The sequence below is a fragment of the Chelatococcus sp. YT9 genome, assembly GCF_018398315.1.
Lineage (GTDB): Bacteria > Pseudomonadota > Alphaproteobacteria > Rhizobiales > Beijerinckiaceae > Chelatococcus.
In genome coordinates, this window is the sequence record NZ_JAHBRW010000002.1 from 825,307 (window position 1) to 844,861 (window position 19,555).

Below are 19,555 nucleotides of genomic sequence, written 5' to 3' on the forward strand. Positions count from 1 at the left end.
CTTCGACGCTTGGCCAAGGCGAAGACACTATCGTTCACAAATCCTATAGCCGGCCCGATTATGATCATCGTCCACCGGTAGGGGATCGAGCACGCATTCCCAATCAACCTGTCCTGCCTGACGACTGGATAACGCGCCCCAGCAGCGCAGGTAAGTATTCTTGGGATCAAGCGGAATGAATCCGCCCCTAATGAGAAGAAGGGCGGATTCTATGTCCAGTTCTAGCCAAAGATCATTCAGTGCTGGTACCAAACCGTCAGATCTTCAGAGTGCGCCCGTATGCCACCAGATGGTCAATCAGCAATCTTACTTTCAAAGGCATATAGACCGAACGCTGGAAGACGGCATAGATGTTATGGTCGAAAGTTGTCGGCGTTATTTCAAGGCCCCGCAGGATTGCGACGAGGCGGCCTGCCCTGATGTCTTCATCGCATGTCCATTCCGGCAATAGCCCGACGCCAAGTCCGGCCAAGGCAGCCCGTCGGATCATATCATTGCTGTTCGCTTGAAAACTGCCGCTGACTCGCAGCTCCCGAACAACTCCGTTGGTCCTAACCTTCCAGATTGCGCTGCCATTTTCGAAGCGCCCGTCGAGAGGCCACGTCAGACAATTATGGTGAAGTAGATCCTCCGGCTCCCGGATAGGTGGCTGATGCGCCAGGTATTCCGGGGACGCAAAGAGTATCCGCGGGTTGCCTGCCGCTAGCTTTCGGACTGACAGTAATGGCCCGTCGAGGTTGCCAAGGCGTATCGCCACGTCGATCTTGTTCTCAATAACTTCGCGTGGCTCTTCGCTTAACCACAGTTTCACGCGAAGCGCGTGCATGAACGCATCGTAACGCTCGGAATCCAGCACGAACAGCCGTTGGTCGAGCAGCACAACAATCGCCTGCCGTCAGGCGGAGGGGAATCGGGACATCGGCGCTCCCGGTTTTGTTCCGAAGTGGCGGAGAAGTGGGAAAGAACAATGTTGCGCTGGAACTTGTCGTTGCCAGCCTGGCTGATGGGAAAGTCCTTAAGCTTGCCGACGCCTGTATTGAAACCATAGTTTGGGGGGGGGGGGGGGGGCAGTCAGCCGGTTTCCCTCGATGTAGGCCCGCACGCGCACGATCTGGTGGCGCGGGATCTGCGATCGCGACCTTCGTTCTTTACGGGCAATCTGCACGACATCTTCGATCGTCGGGCTGTTACCATCTAGAATGATAGTACTCAATTGACCGATCCTTGCGACTCTTCTCCGCCGCTAAGCGATATCCAGCTCACTGATTCCAGGCCAAGGGTGACGCGCGCTCCATGACATCATCCATCGAGTCTGAACGACGGCCATCCATGACATTTGTTCGGACGCGCAATCAAGCGGGTACATCTGAAATCCGAAAGCGGCCAATAGGAATTCGATTGTTTCGCGATGCGCATCCGGTCCGTGCCTGCCGATCCGGAAGGCGACCCGGGCCCTTCTCGCTGTTGTGGTGTTCTGGTCCGCCTTTCCGATCATCTATATGTCCTCGGCTCGTTCCGACCGCCGGCCGAGATCTGGGCTATCCCGCGGCGCTTTAGCTGGAATAAATCGGCGGACAGTTGCGCAAGAGAGATCTGACCTATAATTGCTTTAAGTGTATTTGTGGTGAAATACATTGTGACTCAGCTGAGATGCCGATTAGACATGCGGTATGGGTCGTTGCGTCTTATCGTCAATCAATAATGGATGTCTCATCGGGATGATTTCGAACGCGCTGCCCGACCATAACGCCATCTGGGGGCAATATCTTTCACAGTCTCTTCTGCCTCGCCAGCGGCTCGAGGCTTTCCTGCCCAAGAGCCCAGTGAAGGCCGGGTTTGACACGAGGATAGAGCCCTTGCAGGATCGCCGAAGTGAACCCTGAATGTCCCGCACGTGGTAAACAGCACCTGAGGCAACGAGTGAGCAAAGGAGTGGTGAAGCGAGCTTCGCACACATTGCGGCTGCCGCGCCAGCCCAGCCGTTAGTCAGGCGACTCTTCGTTAAGGCGGATCGGCGCTGCCCAACTTACTTGGGCACCTGCTGTCCCACCGTTGCGGATGACGCTGCAGATGGGGGTGTCACCCGGACTTCGTCCGCTTCACTCGGCGTTATGACGGCTGCGACATCGGCGGCCATGGTTTCTAGCAATGCGATCTCGTGGTCCTCGAGCGTACGGGGTTCGGAATCGAGAATGCACAGCGCTCCCACGATCAGACCATCGGACACGCGCAGCGGCGCGCCGGCGTAAAAGCGCACATCCCACTGCTTAATCGCCTCATTATCGGCAAAACGCGGGTCACGCTGGATATCCGGAACCACCAGAGACTCATCGTCGCCGACAACATAGTTGCAGATCGCATGTTCGCGGTCCATCGGTAGCAGCGTCCCGGCATCGTCGGTGACGGCATTCGGGAATCTCCCACTTTGTCCGACGAAATATTCGCGGTCCTTGTCGATCGTGGAGATCACGGCAAGGCGTGTGTTGAAAATGTCGGCGACGCGCTTAGCCAACGCATCCAGCGCTTCGCGCTTCTCGCCCTCCAGCACTCCGGTCGCTTCCAGCGCATCCACGCGCTCGGCGTCGTTGTGAGGTAGCGCAGCCTCCTGGGCGGCCTTTGCTTCTTCCGGATTGACAATACGGTGGATACGGAGAACCGCCTCCTGCACCGACGTCACGACTGCATCGGCTCTGAGCGCTTCAACGGACTCGTCCGTCAAGAGCTCTGGCGGCGCGTTCCACAGCGCCAGAACGATGCGCAGATCGGGCCATCGCCGCCGCAGACGCCGGCAGGCGTGGCGCGCAGGGGTGTTCGGACGCGAAGTGAAGTAGCTGAGACAGACGACATCCGCACCTTTCAGATCAAGCTTGGCGAGATAGTCAGCATTCATGCTGGCAGGGGGGTGGAAGTCGGCGGCGATCCCTTCAATGGCGAGCGCATGGGCCAGCATCTCGCCCGCGACGGCATCGATCTCCCATTTTCCTCCAATGCACAGGACCGCCGGTCTTGCCTCCGGGCTGAGGGAGGAGGGGTATTGATCTCTCAGATCGTCGAGCAATCGATCCAGTCCGTTTGCCAGACGCAAACGATGCTCCGCGCTTGCATTGCGGAGATGTTCTTGGCTTGCCAGCCGAAGGACCTCAATGCCTGCTGCGTCGTAGAATGAAACGAGCGAAGACTTTTCGATCTCGCTGTTCGCAATCTCGATAGCTTCGTCGGCGTCATCTGCGATCAGTCGTTGATAGATGCGGGTGGGAACATCCAGCGCGGGCGCAGAGCCCAGCATGGTGTCGAGGAATTGTAACTGAGGCAGATTGCGTCCGAGGACCAGGAGACAGACCGTGAGAGGGGTGGATAGGATCAGTCCCACGGGCCCCCACAGTGCCGTCCAGAACATCGCCGCGGCGATCAGCGAGATAGCCGATAGGCCAGTGCTGGTGCCGTAGAGGAGCGGCTCGACAATATTGTTACTTACCAGTTCGAGGACGACAATCAGCGCGACAGTCCACAGCAGCATGCTCCAGCCACTGTCGACTGCAAAGGCGAGAGCGATGGGAAAGACCGCAGCAAGCAGTGGGCCGATATAGGGGACAAAGCGCATGGCCGCGGCCACGGCGCCCCACAACAAAGCGCCTGGCACACCAATGACCCAGAGGCCGAGAGCGAGCGGCACACCGTAACTGACGTTTACGAGCAATTGCATCAGCAGATATTTGCTGATGCGCGCACCGGCCTCCTCGATAGCATCGGTTGAACGATGGAAGTTGCCACCCAGCAAGCGCAGGAATCGGTCGCGGAGGTCGCTGATATCAAGCAGTGCCAGAAAGACGAAGATGAAGATGATGCCGGCGGTAGCGAGCGGCTCCAATGACCGCAAAAGCCAAGTAGATGCCTGTTCAAACGGCGTTTCGGGCGTGGGGACCACTTCGACGCGCTCTGGAGGGGGGCCGTCGGCGGGCTTGTCATCCTTCGCCTCGACCTCCTTCTGCACGCGTTCGACAGTTTTCAGCACGCCATCGAGCAACCCAGGCGCTTTGAGGCTCTCCCGCAGATCCGACAGCTTCTTCAGGATCGTCGATTGATAAGCCGGCAGTTCGACCGCGATGGAACGGACCTGTGCACCGAGAATGATGCCTAGTCCTGTCAGGGTGCACAGGACGATTGCCATGACCAAGCTTGTGGCGAGCAGCCTTGGCAGGCCGCGTCGCACCAGCCACGTAACCGCCGGGTTCAGCGCGAAGGTAATCAGGAAGGCAGTTGCGATTGGAATCAGGAGGTCGCGACCATAGTAGAGGGCAGCGACGACGACGGCGGCCGCCACCAAGCCAGCCGACACATTCCGGAGATCGAGTTCGCTGGAGGGCGTCGAATCTCGCCTCTGCCCCCGGGGTGATGTAGATCCTGGCGCGGTGGACACTCCCGACATGTTGTTTCGCCCCTCCGCGATTAACGCGAAAGCTTCTAGCAAGTTCCCCTCGTGCTTCTGTCCCGTGAGGTTAAGCGCAGCGGTACTGACATTGTGCCTCCTTCTTGTCAGGTCCGGGGCGACCTTCACCTCGTCGAAGGCGTTTACTGCATCATCGAGGGCCTCTCGGGGCTTTGCTAGGCCACGCGACACCTCGTTGGACGAGTGTCGAGTGTCTTGACGCGGAGCGGCAATCAGCGCTGCGAGGTTGCCACTCTTAGCGGCATGCCCCCGCGGTACCGTCCACGCCGGTCACTGGGTAGTGGACTGATTGGACGCCCCCATGTCTCCTCTACCGCCTACAGCCGCATAGCCGGCTGAGCCGCCCGCTAGGATTGACCGCCTTCCTGCCAGCCCGTCGCACAGATGCACTTCATAGTTGCGGCGCTCGAACGAACGGCGCAGCGCCCGGGCGAAGGTTGCCTCATCCTCAAAGATCGTCAGCGACGTCTGTATCGGGGAGGAGCGGCAGTAGACATAAAGCAGTACTATGCGGCTGACTATTCATGCTAAACAGTAACGATCCGACAGCCTCACGTGGGCGTGCGCGCCACCGAGTCACCTGCGTCGCTTGGAGGGCAGTGTGAAACCGCCAGCGGTAAGAGTGATGACCGCGGCCGATGACGATCTAGCGGTCGAAATCATCGTGCTGGCGTTTGCAGCGGACCCTATGGCGCGGTGGACTTGGCCGGACGCACACCAATACGTTGCGGCTATGCCGCGACTAGCCCGCGCACTTGGGAGCAAGGCTTTCTCTAACCGAAGCGCGTTCTGCACTGACGGTCGCGGCGGGACCGCATTGTGGTTGCCCCCCGGGGTGCATCCCGAGGAGGAGGAGCTTGGCGCCATCGTCGAGAGCACGGTTGAACCTGCTCTCGCCGCTGAGACTGCTGCCATATTCGAGCAGATGGCCACGTACCATCCAACCGAACCGCATTGGTATCTGCCCTTGATCGGCGTCGACCCGGCGCATCAAGGCGAAGGTCACGGCGATGCCTTGATGGCGTACGCACTCGCGCAGTGCGACCGCGATCACGCGCCAGCCTATTTGGAATCCTCGAACCCCCGCAACATACCATTCTATCAGCGGCACGGCTTCGAACCGATTGGCGCTATTCAGGTCGGTTCTTCGCCGACGCTTGTCCCGATGCTGCGAAGATCTCGGAAAATCGGATAACTCCAACGGGTCAAAGAGCGTCGCGAGGCGAGAATTCGAGAAAAGATCCGCCAGAAGGTGGCGCACTCGTCACTTTCGCCGTGCACGTGCCTGGAGTGGTGGGTGACATTCTAAGTCTTATCGAGCGCCTGTTTCCAGGCGTAGCCTTGGTGCGATGCGCGCTGCAGAGGGCCGGTTGCATTGGAAACCAATACAAACGTTTCAAGCAAACGGCGTTCCAATGCAGAATCTGCTCCAGCAACTTCATCGTGCACGGATGAGCTGCGGACCGGCTTGGGATTGATCAATCGCTTTCATCTGAGCCGACTGGATAAAAACCCGAAGCTGAGGGGGAGAAACAGCCCGGCCGGGCCGCTTTGGTCTTTCGTCCGCGTCGTTAGGCGACCGCCGCCGCGATGGCACCGCCGCAGGTGACCGTGTCGGCGGTGCCGCCGAGGTCGCGCGTCCTGAGGCTCGGGTCGGCGAGCACCGTCTCGATAGCCGTAATAATGGCGACCGCTGCCTCGCGGTGCCCGAGGTGCTCCAGCATCATCGCACCAGCCCAGATCTGGCCGATCGGGTTGGCGATCCCCAGGCCGGCGATGTCCGGCGCCGATCCGTGGACCGGTTCGAAGAGGGAGGGAAAAAGCCGCTCGGGATTGATGTTGCCGGAGGGCGCGATTGCGATTGTACCTGTGCAGGCAGGCCCCAGGTCCGACAGGATATCGCCGAACAGATTCGAAGCCACGACCACGTCGAAGCGGTCCGGGTTCAAGACGAAATGCGCGGTCAGGATGTCGATGTGATACTTGTCCCGGTGCACCTCGGGATAATCGGCGGCAATAGTTTCAACGCGGGAATCCCAGTAGGGCATCGTGATTGAGATGCCGTTCGACTTGGTCGCCGAGGTGAGATGACGCGCCTTGCGTTGGCGGGCAAGCGAGAAGGCATAGCGCAGCACACGGTCGACACCGATGCGGGTCATGACCGTTTCCTGCACCGCGAATTCGCGGTCCGTGCCGGCGAACATGATGCCACCCAGGGACGAATACTCGCCCTCGGTGTTCTCCCGGACAACGACGAAGTCGATGTCGCCAGCCTTGCGACCGGCGAGCGGCGACGGCACCCCCGGCATCAACCGGCAGGGTCGCAGGTTGATATACTGGTCGAACTCGCGGCGGAACTTGATCAGCGATCCCCAGAGCGAGATGTGGTCCGGAACAAGGTCCGGGGCGCCGACTGCGCCGAAATAGATGGCATCGTGGCCGCCTAGTCTCGTCTTCCAGTCGTCCGGGAGCATGTCCCCGTGCTTGAGGTAGTAATCGCATGACGCGAAATCGAATTCGTTGAAATCAAGCGCGATGTTGAACCGGCGCGCAGCCGCTTCGAGCACGTGCACACCCTCCGGCACGACCTCCTTGCCGATACCGTCGCCGGGGATCAATGCAATCTTCAATCTGTTGCCCGCCATCGCGGTTCCTCCCGAAGGCCACATGCCACGCGGATCCGATCCGTGTGTTGGCGGACCTTGCCGTTCTCGATCATAAAAAAGAAAATTAACCAATCTGGCACGCTTGATAGACTTGGATGGTGTCGAATTATTCTGTCTTTTCGGGTCGGCCCTCGTCCGAGACAACGCCGCTTCCGAGCACCCCGGTCGCGCGTCCGCGCGCGATGGCGACACAATCTGGGGGAAAGGCTTGTTCGAAGGAGAAGCCGCGGTCCTTCAACGTGCCGAGGAAGCGGTCGAGATGGCGCATGGCGGCGGCGTGGACATCGTGCAGGACGACCAGCGGCCAGGCGAGCGGCTCGACCTGCGCAAGCGCGGTGGCGGGCCAGCCGTCGTAGTCCTTGAAGTCGCCCGGCACGGCATTCCAGAGGACGCAGGTGAACCCACCTTTTTCAAGATGCGCAGCCGCGTTTGAGGTGAGCGCGCCGTCGAGACGCCCCTGTCCGCCGTAAGGCCGGAAGAGCCGGTCCGGATGGGCGAGATCGCCGATGACGGCCTGCGTATCGTCGATCTCCGCGCGTACGAAAGCGTCATCGCTCCTCTCGCGGAACGGCAGGGAGTGGCTCCAGGTGTGGTTGCCGATCCAGTGCCCTTCGTCATGGGCGCGCTCGCTGACCGCGCGCGCGTCGGCGAGGCGATTGCCGACGACGAAGAATGTCGCACTTATGCCGTGCCGGCGCAGCGTATCGAGCACCCCGGGGGTGACTTCCGGATCGGGACCGTTGTCGAACGTCAGTGTTATCGGGCGCATCATGTCTGCCTAATCATCGGCATTGCTGAAGACGACCTTGCGGGTGCTCAGGAGCGAGGGCACGAAGGTGAGCAGGGCGAGCACGACGACCGACAGCATGAGCACCGCGCTGATCGGCCGTTCGAAGAACACGCCGAGGTTGCCCTCAGAGATGAGCATTGCCCGTCGGAAATGCTCCTCGACCATCGGCCCGAGCACGAAGCCGAGAAGGAAAGGCGCGGCATCGCAGCCGATGCGCGTGAAGATATAGCCGGCGAGACCCGCGGCGGCGAGAATATACAGCTCCATCGTGCTGCCATTGGCACTGAAGGTGCCGATGCATGAAAAGGCCAGGATCCCGGGGAAAAGGATGCCGTAAGGGATGCGGAGCATGCTCACCCAGGCTCCGACGAGCGGCAAATTCAACACCACCAGCATGGCGTTGCCGATCCACATGGAAGCGACCAGCCCCCAGAACAGCTCGGGCTGCGTGACGATGACGCGCGGCCCCGGCTGGATGCCCTGCACGACCATCGCACCGATCATCAGCGCCATCACGGCGTTGGAGGGGACGCCAAGGGTCAGCATGGGGATGAACGAGGTCTGCGCACCGGCGTTGTTGGCACTCTCGGGCCCCGCGACGCCTTCGATCGCGCCCTTGCCGAATTCTTCGGGATGCCGCGAGAAGCGCTTTTCCACCGCATAGGACGCGAATGACGACAGGAAAGCGCCGCCTCCCGGCAGGACGCCGAGCAGGGAGCCAAGAAACGTCCCGCGCAGGATCGGCCCGACACTGCGGCGGAAGTCCTCGCGCGTCGGCATAAGACGATTGATCTTGTGCAGGGCGCGCGGGGTGGTGGAATCCTGCTCCAGGTTACGCAGGATCTCGGCGATGCCGAACACGCCCACCGACACAGCGATAAAGCTGACACCACTGCGCAACTCGTCGAGCCCGAAGGTGAAGCGCGTATCGGAGGTGAAAACGTCGGTGCCGACCTGGCCGAGCAGGAGGCCGAAGGTGGCCATGGCAAGGCCCTTGAGGAGAGAGCCGCGGGACAGCACCACGACGAGGACGATGCCGAGCAGCGTCAGCGCGAAATACTCGGGAGCCCCGAACTTAAGCGCCACCTGGCTCAGCGCGGGCGATGCGACCGCCAGGACGACGGTGGCGATCGTGCCGGCGATGAAAGAGCCTATCGCAGAGATGGCGAGGGCTGAGCCGGCACGGCCCTGGCGCGCCATCTGATAGCCGTCGATGGCGGTCACCGCCGTCGAGGGCTCCCCCGGCAGGTTGACCAGGATCGCCGTGATCGACCCGCCGTACTGGGCACCGTAGTAGATGCCGGCCAGCATGATGAGCGCTGTCAGCGGGTCAAGCCCGAGCGTGATCGGCAGGAGCATGGCAATGGTCGCGCTCGGTCCGATACCGGGAAGGACGCCGATGAGCGTGCCGAGCAGGACACCGATGAGACAGAACAGGAGTGCTGTTGGGGTCGCGGCTTGCGTAAAGCCGAGCAGAATGCCGTCCAGAATACCCATATCGCCACGCCTTTTAGTGGAAGAGGCCGGAATTCACGAGCTCGACCGGCACGCGCAATCCGTAATAGAAGACGGCCACACAGAAGACTGTCATGCCGGCGACGATCGCAGCGCCCTTCAGGAAACCGATGGTGCGGCTCGCCGTGACGGCGAGGGACATCGCGATGACGAGCGAGGGCACGAGCCCGAGGCTGCGCAGCGTCATGCCGAAGGCGATCGGCGCCGCCATGACGAAGATCACGGCGCGCCAGTTGACTGGTGCGGCGGGCTCGGCCTCGTCGTTGCGGGCACCGAAGAGGATGCCGGCCCCGAGCACGGCGAGGATGACGCAGAGCGCGAGCGGAAAGAAGCCCGGCCCCATCGCGGCTGCCGACCCGATCTCAAGCGTCGCCAGCGCATAGACGGCCAGAACACTTCCGATCCCCAAAAAGATCAGCCCCGCGGCGACATCCGCCCTGTTCCACGTCATGGTCTCCTCCGTAACCGGCACTTGCCGTTCTTTCGTTCTTATGATGGCGCTCACGCAATCTGGGCGCATGCCATGAACCGCATTTCTCACGGATCACTCAAGGCTTGTTTCGTTCCATGTCATCGCGCGGAACGCGCCACCTTCCCCCAGGACAGGGGTCAGAACATTTCCGGTAAACTCCGGTTCACCGGAAATGCTCTAGGTCTTTGATTTTACGCATTTTCTTCACGCGAACCAGTGTCCCCTTCGCTCGAAAATGCTCTAGCAAGCCGCCTTTTTGCCATCCGCCCCGTAAAGTTCTTCGAGAATTTCGCGGGTGTGCTGACCGAGACCGGGCGGGTCGCGCTGGATGCGAGGGGCTGCGACATCCCTCCAGGGCATGCCCGGAATGACAACCCGGGTGCCCGAACCGGGCGGGTATTCGATCTCCATGAGCGAGCCCCGTTCTTTAATATGCGGGTGCGACACGACCTCCGGCAAGGTGAGGATGGGCTCTGACGGAATGCCGCGCTTGTCAAGTTCCGCAAGCCAGTATTCAGCTGGCTTCATCCTGAAGACGCGATAGATCTCTTCAAGCATCTTCACCCGATTGATATTGCGGTCGACCTGCGCCTTGAACTCCGGGACTTCGTCGAGATGCGCGAATTCCGGAATGGAGATGAAGGCCTTCCAGGCCTTCTCGTTGGTCACGGCCATCACAAATTCGCGGTCGGAGGCCGGAAAACTCTCGTAAGGCGCCATCAGCGGATGGGCATTGCCGACGCGCGCATAGGGCTTGCCAGTCGCCGTATAGGTGACGATCTGCTGGTTGAGCACCATCATCAATGCATCCAGCATCGCGATGTCGATATAGCGTCCGCGCCCGGTCTCGCGGCGCTCCATCAGCGACGCCATGATCGAGACCACCGCCGAGAACCCTCCGACGATGTCGGCGATCGGACCGCCCGCCTTCATGGCGCGCCCGTCCGGCTCGCCGGTCTGCGACATCAGTCCGCTGACGGCTTGCACCATCAGGTCGATGCCCGGGCGGTGCGACATGGGACCCGTCTGCCCGTAGGCGCTGATCGAGCAATAGATCAGATCGGGTTTGATCTTCGCGACAGTCTCGTAATCGAGCTTGAAACGCTTCATCGTGCCAGGGCGGAAGTTCTCGACAAGCACATCGGCGTTGCGAATGAGGTCGAGACAGATGTTTCGGCCCTCTTCGGTATGCAGGTCCACCTCCGCCGACCGCTTGTTGCGGTTCGATGACATATAAGTGGCGAAGGGAGGCCCCCAATAGCGCGATTCATCCCCCGTGCCGGGCATTTCGAGCTTGATGACGTCAGCCCCCAGATCGCCCATGAGCATGGTGGTGAAGGGACCGGCGAGCGCACGCGAGACATCGACCACGCGGATGCCGTTGAGCGCACCCTTCTTCAGCGCGCCTGAATTGTCGATCGTATTGGAAGAGACCATACTCACGTTCCTATGCTGTGGCAGGCAGCCGCGCGGGGCTCCCGCCCTAGACGGCCCGAACCCTGTTTGTGATATGTCCAATCCCGTCGATTCCGGCCTCGATGACGTCGCCGTCCTTCAGCCAGATCTGCGGGTCGAGGCCGAGGCCGACACCGGACGGTGTGCCCGTGGTGATGATGTCGCCGGCCTCGACGGTCATGCCGGCCGAGAGGCTCTCGAGGATGCGTGCGCAGTCGAAGATCATGTCCGATGTCACCGAGTCCTGGCGCGGCTCGCCGTTGACGGTCAGCCAGAGCCGATGGCCGGCCCGCAGGTCGAACTCGTCCGTGGTGACGATCCACGGTCCGATCGGACAGGACGTATCAAGCCCCTTGCCCTTGAACCATTGGCCGTGGCTTCGCTGCAGGTCACGCGCCGTCACGTCATTGAGGACGGTGACGCCGAAGATATGATCGAGTGCGTCCTCGGCGCGGATGTTGCGGGCCGTGCGCCCGACGACGAAGGCGAGTTCGACCTCGTAGTCGAGCTTGTTCGTTATACCAGGCAGCTCGATGTCGGCTTCCGTGCCGATGACAGCCGTTGGCGGCTTGGTGAAAAACTCGGGAACCTTGGGGTAGTCGACCGGCACGCCCCGGGCGCGCGCACCTTCCTCCACATGAAGCTTGTAGTTGCGTCCGACACAGACCACGTTCTTCGAGGGGCGGGGAATGGGCGCCAGCAGGCGGACGCTGTCGAGCGGCCGCCAGGCACGCGCCTCGGCGCCATCGATCTGTTGCTGCAGAAGCGCGAGGGACGGCCGTCCGCCAGCGATGACGTCCAGCAGGGAGTGCGGAGGCGTGCTGTCCGCGCGCCACCCCGCCGTGATATCGAGCACGCGCTCGCCGAGGACGGCGGCCGGTCGCGGGCCGGCCTCGGTTGCAATGGTTGCCAATCTCATCTGGTTTTGGATCCTTGCGGGACGCCGGTTGCCCGAAGCGGCCGATTCACGCCGGCTCGAACATGGGGAGGGTGATGTCGTCCGACGCCTTCTCGTAACGGACGCGCACGGGCATGCCGATGTGCACGTTTTCCGGCGCACTGGTAATGATATTGCTCACCATCATCGCGCCTTCGTCGAGTTCGATGAGAGCGACCACCAGCGGCCCCTCGATGTCGAAGCTCGAACGGGCCGCGACCGTGAATGTGTGGACCGTCCCCGCGCCGCTGACGCTCGTCCAGGTCAGGGCGCGCGAAGCGCATTCGGGGCAGACGTAGACGGGATAATAGGCGTAGGTGCCGCAATCGTCGCAACGCTGGAGCCGCATGCGCTCAGCTTTGCAGGAATCCCAGAAGGGCTGCGAGATCTTGGAGGGAACAGGCAGTGATCGAGACATGGCAAACCCCTCAGTCGCGGCCGAGAATGGCAATGGAATGGTTGGAAGCGACCGCGCTGACATTGGTGGCCAACGCGAGCTGCGCATTCGGTACCTGGCGCTCGCCACCTTCTCCGCGCATCTGACGCGCCGCCTCGATGATGTGATTAATGCCACCGCTCGAGCCGAAGGAAAGCAGTCCGCCGTGCGTGTTCACCGGCAGTTCCCCGCCGAGTTCGAGCCGCCCGCCGGCCGCGAAGGCGCCGCCCTCGCCCTTGGCGCAATAGCCGAGGTCCTCAAGCTGCAACAGGACCGTAATCGTGAAGGAATCGTAGAGCTCGGCGACGTCGATGTCGCTCGGCTTGACGCCGGCGCGGCCGAAAGCCTGTTCGGCAGCCACCGATTGAACGGTCCGCGTCAGACCGAAGCGCGCCTTGTCCTCGGCGCGCGCGCCGGTTGCCCGCGCGAGATGGGCGAGGTGATAGTAGGATTGCGCCTGGCCGGTGCCAAGGATGCGCACCGGCTTCGTCTTGAGGTCGCGAGCCCTTTCGAGGGAAGTGATAAGGATCGCACCCGCGCCGTCGCAGATTGGGCTGCAATCGAGAAGACGCAGCGGCGTGCTGACCATGGGCGATTCCAGCACATCCGCGATCGTGATCGGCTCGCGCTTGAACGCCTTGGGGTTCATGGATGCGTGTTTGCGGCAGGCGACCGCGATGGCGGCAAGCTGCTCTGGTGTCGTTCCGAATTCGTGCATATGGCGCTGCGCCACCATGGCGTAGACACCCGGTACGGTGATGCCAAAGGGGACTTCGAACTCCAGGGGATGCGCGCCATAATCGATATAGGCCTTGAGTCCTGTACCCTTTGGGACACCGGTGAGAATATTGTCGCCGCGCAGCAGCAGAACAGCCTTGCACTGGCCAGTCTCGACGGCCCATTTCGCGATCTGCACGCCGTTGAGATAGGATTGCCCTCCGGTCCGCAAGGTATCGCAGAACGTCTTGCAGTGAAGTCCTAGATGTTCGCCGATGATCATGTGATGACGAATATTGTCGTTCAGGAATGTTCCTGATGTCATCAATCCATCGATATCGTGCTTGTCGATGCCGGAATCCTCGATTGCAAGCATCGCTGCTTCGACATGCAGCTCGGTCGGATTGGAGCCGGTAAGACGTCCGACAGGCGGCTCGCCGAGGCCGGCAATCACGGCTTCTGCGCCGGGGTGGGGCATTGAAACGCTCCGGAAAGTGAGAGTGGCTGTATCCGCCGGCGAAAGGCCAAGGCAGACGGAGAGGCACTTGCGGGAACCTGCGCGGCATCGGCGGAGGCGGGGAATGGCGCGCGGTGGTTGGCGTCGAACTACTTCTTCGGGATGCCGGCTGCCGCGATGAGTTCGCCGTAGCGGGTCCGCTCCACATCAGTGAATTTCTGGAATTCGGCCGGCGATGCGGTCGCATAGACCTCGGTGCCGGTTTTTTCGAGCGCCTCGATCACGGCCGGCTCGGTGAGCGCCTTGTTGACGGCGGCCGCCATCTTTTCGATCGCTTCCGAGGGCGTTCCGGTCGGCGTGTACAGGCCGTACCAGGAGTTGATCACCACGTCGTAACCAAGTTCACGCAGGGTGGGCAGGTCGGACTTGAACTTGGTACGCGTCTCGCCGGCATTGCCGAGCAGGATCAGTTCGCCCGACTGCAGGCCGGGCTGGAACTGGGCGAGCGAGTAGAACATGGCGTCTGTTTCGCCCCGCATAAGGTCGAGGACCGATTGCGAACCGCCCTGATAAGGAATGTGGCGCAGCGGAATCCCCGTGCGAAGTTTGAGCAGTTCCGCGGAAAGATGAGCCGAGGTGCCGATGCCGGCCGACGCGTAGCTCATGTTCCCGGACTTCCTCGCCTTGGCGACGAATTCATCGATTGTTTTGACGCCGCTCACTTTCGGCACCGCCATCACGAGGCTCTGGCCGGCGACCCGCGCGACAGCCGTGAAGTCCTTGGACGGATCGTACGGCAACTTGTTGAAAATATTCGGGTTTGAAGCTTGTGTCGCGACCGTGCCGAACAGAAAGGTATAGCCATCGGGCTTCGCCTTGGCGGCGCGGGCCGTGCCGGGTATGGACGCCGCCCCGCCCTCGTTTTCGATGATGATCGGCTGGCCCAGCAATTTCTCGGCCGCGGGCATGACGATCCTGGCCACGCCGTCGGCCGCCGAGCCGGCGGGCAGCGGCACGATCACATGGATGGCTCTGCTGGGATAAGCCTCCTGCGCCTGGGCGGCAGATCCCAGGGCGACGGCCAGCAATAGCGACAACCCACCCTGTCTCATAAACATTCTGCGCTCCTCCGGTGTTTCCGTATAGCGAAAATCTTTCCGTTATTCGAAGACTGCTCCGGTTAGGAGAGGGTGTCAAGCATCCGGCCTGATTTTTTGGGCGGTGGCGCAGCCTGGATTGACAGGCCACTCCGACACCAGCTACGAGATGTTTCGGATATAGGAGAATTATCCGCATACCGGAGATAGAGATTGCCCATGCAAACAATGCCGAGCGACGTGCTGGCGCGATTGCTGGAGCGCCTTGACCTTCCCGTGGGTAATGCCGATAGAGACGTGGCGATCCATGGTACTGATCCCGTAGTGCCGAGCCGCTTTCGACCCGGGCTGGCCAGCGCTGTGGCGCTCGCCGCGCACGCCATCGGCATTCGCGAGATCTGGACAGAACGCGGCGGGGATCACCAGGGGATCAGCATCGATCTACGGCGTGCGGCCGTGCCCGGGCTCAGAACGCTCTCTTACGTCAAGCGCGATGGCCATAAGCTGCAACTGATGCGCCCGGCCTCGGAGGACAAGGTGTTCTTTGAGACGGCCGATGGGCGCCTCATGTATGTGCTGCGGCATGCCTTCTACCACGAGCATTTCAGCCGCCTGCTCGCCTTTCTCGATTGTTCCCCCGCAACGGCTTCTCTGGAGAAGGCGATCGGCCGCTGGAAAGCCGAGGAACTCGAGGATGCGATGGCCGACGCCAAGGTGATCGGTGCGATGGTCCGCACGCGCGACGAATGGCTCGCAAGCCCTCAAGGGCGGCACCTCGCGCCCCGCATTCCCGTCGAGATCGAACGCATCGGCGAAGGACCGCTCGTCCCTCTACTGGCCGCAGAGCGGCCGCTTTCCGGAATTCGGGTGGTGGACATGGGCCACGTGCTTGCGGGGCCGGTCACATCGCGTCAGCTCGCCGAGCAGGGCGCGGAGGTGCTGCACGTGTCGGCCCCCTTTCAGCCTGATCCCCCGCATATTCAGATCGACACCGGCTTCGGCAAGCGGTCGGCTTTCGTCGATCTCAACAGCGCGGGCGATGTCGACAGTCTCCGCGATCTCATTGCCGGCGCGGATGTGTTCGCGCATTCATGGCGGCCGGGCTCGCTCGACGCGCGGGGCCTGTCGCCGCAGGCGCTTGCGGAACTGCAGCCAGGGCTCATCTACGTCTCTGTCAGCTGCTACGGCTACGACGGGCCGTGGGCGACACGGGCTGGCTACGACCCCCTCGGCCAGGTGGTCAGCGGGCTCGTCGCAGGCGAGGGCTCGATCACAGCACCACTCATGGCGCCGACCTTCACGCTCAACGACTATCTCGCCGGCTATCTGGCCGCTGCGGGCGTGACGAGTGCACTGTTGAAGCGGGCGCGCCTTGGTGGCAGCTACCACGTCAAGGTCTCGCTCACCGCCTGCTCGATGTGGCTGCAGGACCTCGGCCGCCTGCCCGCCGTGCAGTGGCCAGATGGCCCCCAAGGCGTCACCGAGCTGCCAGTACCCCGCCCGGATGAGCTCACGGTGACCCCAACGCCCTTTGGGCTCGTGGAACACCCTCTGCCGATCGTAAGCTATTCCGGCACCCCAAGCCGTTGGGACTTGCCGCCCGAGCCGGCCGGAGCCTCGCCTTTGCGCTGGAGAACGGCGCTCGACAATGACATTCTTGATGTTGCGACGCCTCCACTTGTCTCTTGACGGGCGTTCCAGGCTTTCGGATGAAAATCGCTGTCGCGACAGAACGAGGTTGGGTGTGTCGAAGAATATGTCCGAAGGCGAAGATCCCGATTTCATCAAGTCGTTGGCGAAGGGCCTTGCCGTCATAGAGGCGTTCGGGCCCGATTCGCCGTCCATGACCTTGAGCGCTGTGGCCCAGAAGGTGGGGCTCAGTCCCGGATCGACGCGGCGCGTGCTGATGACGCTGTCGAAGCTCGGTTACATGACCTACGATGAGAAAGACCGGCGCTTCCACCTCTCGGCACGCACGCTCCAGCTTGGCTATTCCTATCTTGCCTCGCTGCCAGCCTTCAGTCTGATACAGCCGCGTCTTGCCGAACTTTCAGACAGGCTCAACGAAAGCTGCTCGGTGATGACGCGCGACGGGCGCGAGGTCGTCTGCATTGCACGGGCGACGGCAAAGCGTCTGCAGCGCGACTACATGTCCGTCGGAACGCGCTTTCCCGCGCATGCGTCTTCCTCCGGGAAGCTGCTCCTCGGCGATCTCCCGCCGGATGATTTCGAGGCGCTGTATGATGGGACGAAGCCGCTTGCGGCGGTCACCCCGTTCACGGTCGCCGATCTGCCTCGCCTCAAGAAACAGATGGAGGAGGCGCGCCGGCAGGGTTGGATCTACACCTGCCAGGAGACCGCGCTCGGCATGGCTTCGCTCGCGGTTCCGATCCGTGTCGGAGGGCGCGTGCGTTACGGGCTCTCGACCAGCGCCACCTTGACCTACGACGGTCCGACGATCGTCGACCGCTATCTGCCCGATCTCCTGAAAGCGGCGGAGGCAATGGAGCGCTTCCTGGAGACACGGAGCTAGAGCACGTCGATCTCTTGCTGCCTTGCTCCAGGTCACTCATAAAGCGCATCCCAGATCCGTGCTGCGACGAGTTTGACGGCAGCGAGGAAGTTTGCGGTGAGCTTTTCGTATCGTGTTGAAACGACGCGGTAGGGCTTGAGCTTTGAGAAGAAGCGCTCGACGAGGTTGCGCTGGCGATAGAGTCACGGGCTTGATGCCGTTCAGCACCCTCCGGTCGCAGGCACGCGGCACGCCGCGCGGCTCGCGTTCAGGCAGTTCCATGCCGATCGCTTCGGCCAGCGCGAGATTGGCGAACTCGTTCTCCGGCACGCCTGAAAAGGCCGTTAAGAGCGGTCGATTGACGGTGCCGCTCGGGGACAGGGACGGTCAGTCCATCGCCAAATTTCCTTCAGCAGCTGCATCCGACGGCATGATCATTACGGCCCGACAACCGGCTTTTTGGGCTGCGGTCGCCAAAGCATGACCGCGATTTCCGGCTGAGAAAGTGACGCTGCCGCGCGCTCGTTCTTCCTCGGTTAGCACTTGCACACGATTGAGCGCGCCGCGAACTTGAATGAACCAGTGCGTTGAAGGCACTCGGCCTTCACTAGAAGGCGCAAGCCGAGTTCCTGCCGCGGGCCCTCTATAGGGAGGTGAATACGGCTGAGCCCAACTGGCTGTTTGGATCCTCCGAGCACAAAGTCGGTGCACCGGCTGGCACCCGTGAACGGCGCGAATATTTCAACAGGTGAAAACCGGCGCCATGGCCGGCAGACCCGGGTGAGAAATCTGCTACGCACGTGACCTCAAGTGTAGCGAGCGACAGTTGCCAACTCCTAGGGTTCCCCATGATGACTTGTTCGGTGTCCTCCCAGTATCGATAGATGCTCGCAGGATAAAGTTGGACGGCCGGACTTGAGTTGGCGAGGAGACGATGCATGAGCCAAACACGCGCTGACTGGTTGGATGACTTCGCTGCGATTGTAAAAACTGGATCAATCATCGATTTGGCCAGGCCGCTAGCTTGGGACACACCGAGCCATGTGATGCATACGCCCTTTATGGGGCGGCTCGCTAGCCAGCATGGTGACGCGGCCCGGCCAGGCGATGTTTCAGTGGCCAGTGACGTCTTCACAATGGGCACGCACGTCGGCACGCATATTGATGGCCTAGGCCATATTGGTCACTGTGGATTGATCCATGGCGGGGTCGATCCTCACACAATATCGACCCGTCGAGACGGCTTTACCCAATTCGGCGCGGAAACCATCAGACCTTTCGTATGTCGCGGCGTCCTGCTTGATGTTGCTGGCTATCTAGGTGTGGAGCACCTCCCTGCTGACCGGGAAATTACACTTTCTGATATTCAGGGCACCGCTCATAGCCAAGGCATCAGCATCAAGGCCGGTGACTGCGTTTGCATCCGAACAGGCTGGACAAAAACCTGGCATGATATCCCCACCTATATCGGAGGCCGTGGTGGGGCACCCGGGCCTGGCCGAGAAAGTGCAGTGTGGCTGGGCGAGCAGAAGATATTCGCGACGGGAGCGGACACCCTGGCCTGGGACAAGATGCCCAGCAACGGCATGCCGGCCCATGTGGAGTTTTTGGTGAAGCGCGGCATCTATATCATTGAGGTCCTTGATCTCGAGGAGCTTGCAGAACGAGCCATATACGAATTCATTTTCGCAGCTGCGCCGCTCAAGATCGTAGGCGCAACGGGCGCGCCTCTACGTCCGTTTGCCATAATCTGACTCGAGATCAGTCGCTGAACGACCGCGAAGCCCTTCTACTCGGAATTAACGCCCATAGGCCCAAGATATTGATCCCGCTGCATGAAATCGGCATGATCGAAACTATCCAAATAATTGCCGACTATAAAATTTCTGTTGCGTGACACGCAACAACACGGCCTCTAACCTTCTAGACAAAATTTCCGACCCGTTGACTATAGTTGATTCGCGAGCAGTGACAGCTTGGTAAGCTGAGAAATACGTTGGTCTCCGGCATAGCGACCCGCTGCTATTCATTGGCGCGAGCATATGTTCGCACGC

Annotated in this window: 16 protein-coding genes and 1 pseudogene; 4 read left to right on the forward strand and 13 right to left on the reverse strand. The window is 61.4% G+C overall.

What is annotated here, in order from left to right:
- Positions 1-256: 256 nt before the first annotated feature.
- Both KIO76_RS23860 and KIO76_RS23865 read right to left on the reverse strand, forming a co-directional pair.
- Positions 257-880, reverse strand: a complete 624-nt coding sequence (locus tag KIO76_RS23860; RefSeq protein WP_213326074.1) for a substrate binding domain-containing protein — start codon at positions 878-880, stop codon at positions 257-259.
- A 1,146-nt stretch (positions 881-2,026) separates the two neighbouring features.
- Complete coding sequence (locus KIO76_RS23865) at positions 2,027-4,426, reverse strand: AI-2E family transporter (RefSeq protein ID WP_213326075.1); 2,400 nt, start codon at positions 4,424-4,426, stop codon at positions 2,027-2,029.
- Positions 4,427-5,048: 622 nt separating this feature from the next.
- Here KIO76_RS23865 and KIO76_RS23870 point away from each other — a divergent pair.
- Positions 5,049-5,642, forward strand: coding sequence for a GNAT family N-acetyltransferase (locus KIO76_RS23870; RefSeq protein ID WP_291976104.1), 594 nt, complete (start codon positions 5,049-5,051; stop codon positions 5,640-5,642).
- A 376-nt stretch (positions 5,643-6,018) separates the two neighbouring features.
- Here KIO76_RS23870 and KIO76_RS23875 read toward each other — a convergent pair whose 3' ends face one another.
- From KIO76_RS23875 to KIO76_RS23915, 9 genes are all read right to left on the reverse strand, one after another.
- Entirely contained in the window at positions 6,019-7,092 is a 1,074-nt protein-coding gene (locus KIO76_RS23875) for a tartrate dehydrogenase (protein WP_213326077.1), read from the reverse strand.
- A gap of 127 nt (positions 7,093-7,219) precedes the next feature.
- A complete protein-coding gene (locus KIO76_RS23880) occupies positions 7,220-7,885 on the reverse strand; it encodes a polysaccharide deacetylase family protein (RefSeq protein WP_213326078.1) in 666 nt (221 codons plus the stop codon).
- A gap of 6 nt (positions 7,886-7,891) precedes the next feature.
- On the reverse strand, positions 7,892-9,400 hold the full coding sequence (locus KIO76_RS23885; RefSeq protein ID WP_213326079.1) for a tripartite tricarboxylate transporter permease: 1,509 nt from the start codon (positions 9,398-9,400) through the stop codon (positions 7,892-7,894).
- 13 nt (positions 9,401-9,413) lie between these two features.
- Positions 9,414-9,869, reverse strand: coding sequence for a tripartite tricarboxylate transporter TctB family protein (locus KIO76_RS23890; protein WP_213326080.1), 456 nt, complete (start codon positions 9,867-9,869; stop codon positions 9,414-9,416).
- 261 nt (positions 9,870-10,130) lie between these two features.
- Positions 10,131-11,327: a CaiB/BaiF CoA transferase family protein gene (locus KIO76_RS23895; RefSeq protein ID WP_213326081.1), complete on the reverse strand. Its 1,197-nt coding sequence runs from the start codon at positions 11,325-11,327 to the stop codon at positions 10,131-10,133.
- A gap of 46 nt (positions 11,328-11,373) precedes the next feature.
- Positions 11,374-12,264, reverse strand: a complete 891-nt coding sequence (locus tag KIO76_RS23900) for a fumarylacetoacetate hydrolase family protein (RefSeq protein WP_213326082.1) — start codon at positions 12,262-12,264, stop codon at positions 11,374-11,376.
- A gap of 46 nt (positions 12,265-12,310) precedes the next feature.
- Positions 12,311-12,700: a Zn-ribbon domain-containing OB-fold protein gene (locus KIO76_RS23905; RefSeq protein ID WP_213326083.1), complete on the reverse strand. Its 390-nt coding sequence runs from the start codon at positions 12,698-12,700 to the stop codon at positions 12,311-12,313.
- A gap of 10 nt (positions 12,701-12,710) precedes the next feature.
- Positions 12,711-13,913 carry a thiolase family protein gene (locus tag KIO76_RS23910; RefSeq protein WP_213326084.1) on the reverse strand — a complete coding sequence of 401 codons (1,203 nt, stop codon included), beginning with the start codon at positions 13,911-13,913 and terminating at the stop codon, positions 12,711-12,713.
- A gap of 128 nt (positions 13,914-14,041) precedes the next feature.
- Positions 14,042-14,980: a Bug family tripartite tricarboxylate transporter substrate binding protein gene (locus KIO76_RS23915; protein WP_213326085.1), complete on the reverse strand. Its 939-nt coding sequence runs from the start codon at positions 14,978-14,980 to the stop codon at positions 14,042-14,044.
- A 228-nt stretch (positions 14,981-15,208) separates the two neighbouring features.
- Here KIO76_RS23915 and KIO76_RS23920 point away from each other — a divergent pair, with 228 nt between their 5' ends.
- Both KIO76_RS23920 and KIO76_RS23925 read left to right on the forward strand, forming a co-directional pair.
- On the forward strand, positions 15,209-16,678 hold the full coding sequence (locus KIO76_RS23920) for a CoA transferase (protein WP_249730136.1): 1,470 nt from the start codon (positions 15,209-15,211) through the stop codon (positions 16,676-16,678).
- A gap of 55 nt (positions 16,679-16,733) precedes the next feature.
- Entirely contained in the window at positions 16,734-17,522 is a 789-nt protein-coding gene (locus KIO76_RS23925) for an IclR family transcriptional regulator (RefSeq protein WP_213326087.1), read from the forward strand.
- 32 nt (positions 17,523-17,554) lie between these two features.
- Here the strand turns inward: KIO76_RS23925 and KIO76_RS23930 are convergent.
- Positions 17,555-17,704: pseudogene (locus KIO76_RS23930) on the reverse strand (transposase); the annotation flags it as partial.
- A gap of 184 nt (positions 17,705-17,888) precedes the next feature.
- Positions 17,889-18,212, reverse strand: a complete 324-nt coding sequence (locus KIO76_RS31820; RefSeq protein WP_363316825.1) for a pyridoxal-phosphate dependent enzyme — start codon at positions 18,210-18,212, stop codon at positions 17,889-17,891.
- Between the two features lie 227 nt (positions 18,213-18,439).
- Between KIO76_RS31820 and KIO76_RS23940 the strand changes: the two genes are divergently transcribed.
- Entirely contained in the window at positions 18,440-19,255 is an 816-nt protein-coding gene (locus tag KIO76_RS23940) for a cyclase family protein (RefSeq protein WP_213326089.1), read from the forward strand.
- The last annotated feature ends 300 nt before the right edge of the window (positions 19,256-19,555 follow it).

What these genes read in the sequence shown, in the direction of transcription:
- KIO76_RS23900 (WP_213326082.1), bottom strand. Translation starts at nt 12,264, where the DNA reads ATGAGATTGGCAACCATTGCAACCGAGGCCGGCCCGCGACCGGCCGCC.
- KIO76_RS23890 (WP_213326080.1), bottom strand. Translation starts at nt 9,869, where the DNA reads ATGACGTGGAACAGGGCGGATGTCGCCGCGGGGCTGATCTTTTTGGGG.
- KIO76_RS23885 (WP_213326079.1), bottom strand. Translation starts at nt 9,400, where the DNA reads ATGGGTATTCTGGACGGCATTCTGCTCGGCTTTACGCAAGCCGCGACC.
- KIO76_RS23910 (WP_213326084.1), bottom strand. Translation starts at nt 13,913, where the DNA reads ATGCCCCACCCCGGCGCAGAAGCCGTGATTGCCGGCCTCGGCGAGCCG.
- KIO76_RS23880 (WP_213326078.1), bottom strand. Translation starts at nt 7,885, where the DNA reads ATGATGCGCCCGATAACACTGACGTTCGACAACGGTCCCGATCCGGAA.
- KIO76_RS23905 (WP_213326083.1), bottom strand. Translation starts at nt 12,700, where the DNA reads ATGTCTCGATCACTGCCTGTTCCCTCCAAGATCTCGCAGCCCTTCTGG.
- KIO76_RS23940 (WP_213326089.1), top strand. Translation starts at nt 18,440, where the DNA reads ATGAGCCAAACACGCGCTGACTGGTTGGATGACTTCGCTGCGATTGTA.
- KIO76_RS23895 (WP_213326081.1), bottom strand. Translation starts at nt 11,327, where the DNA reads ATGGTCTCTTCCAATACGATCGACAATTCAGGCGCGCTGAAGAAGGGT.
- KIO76_RS23920 (WP_249730136.1), top strand. Translation starts at nt 15,209, where the DNA reads ATGCAAACAATGCCGAGCGACGTGCTGGCGCGATTGCTGGAGCGCCTT.
- KIO76_RS23875 (WP_213326077.1), bottom strand. Translation starts at nt 7,092, where the DNA reads ATGGCGGGCAACAGATTGAAGATTGCATTGATCCCCGGCGACGGTATC.
- KIO76_RS23865 (WP_213326075.1), bottom strand. Translation starts at nt 4,426, where the DNA reads ATGTCGGGAGTGTCCACCGCGCCAGGATCTACATCACCCCGGGGGCAG.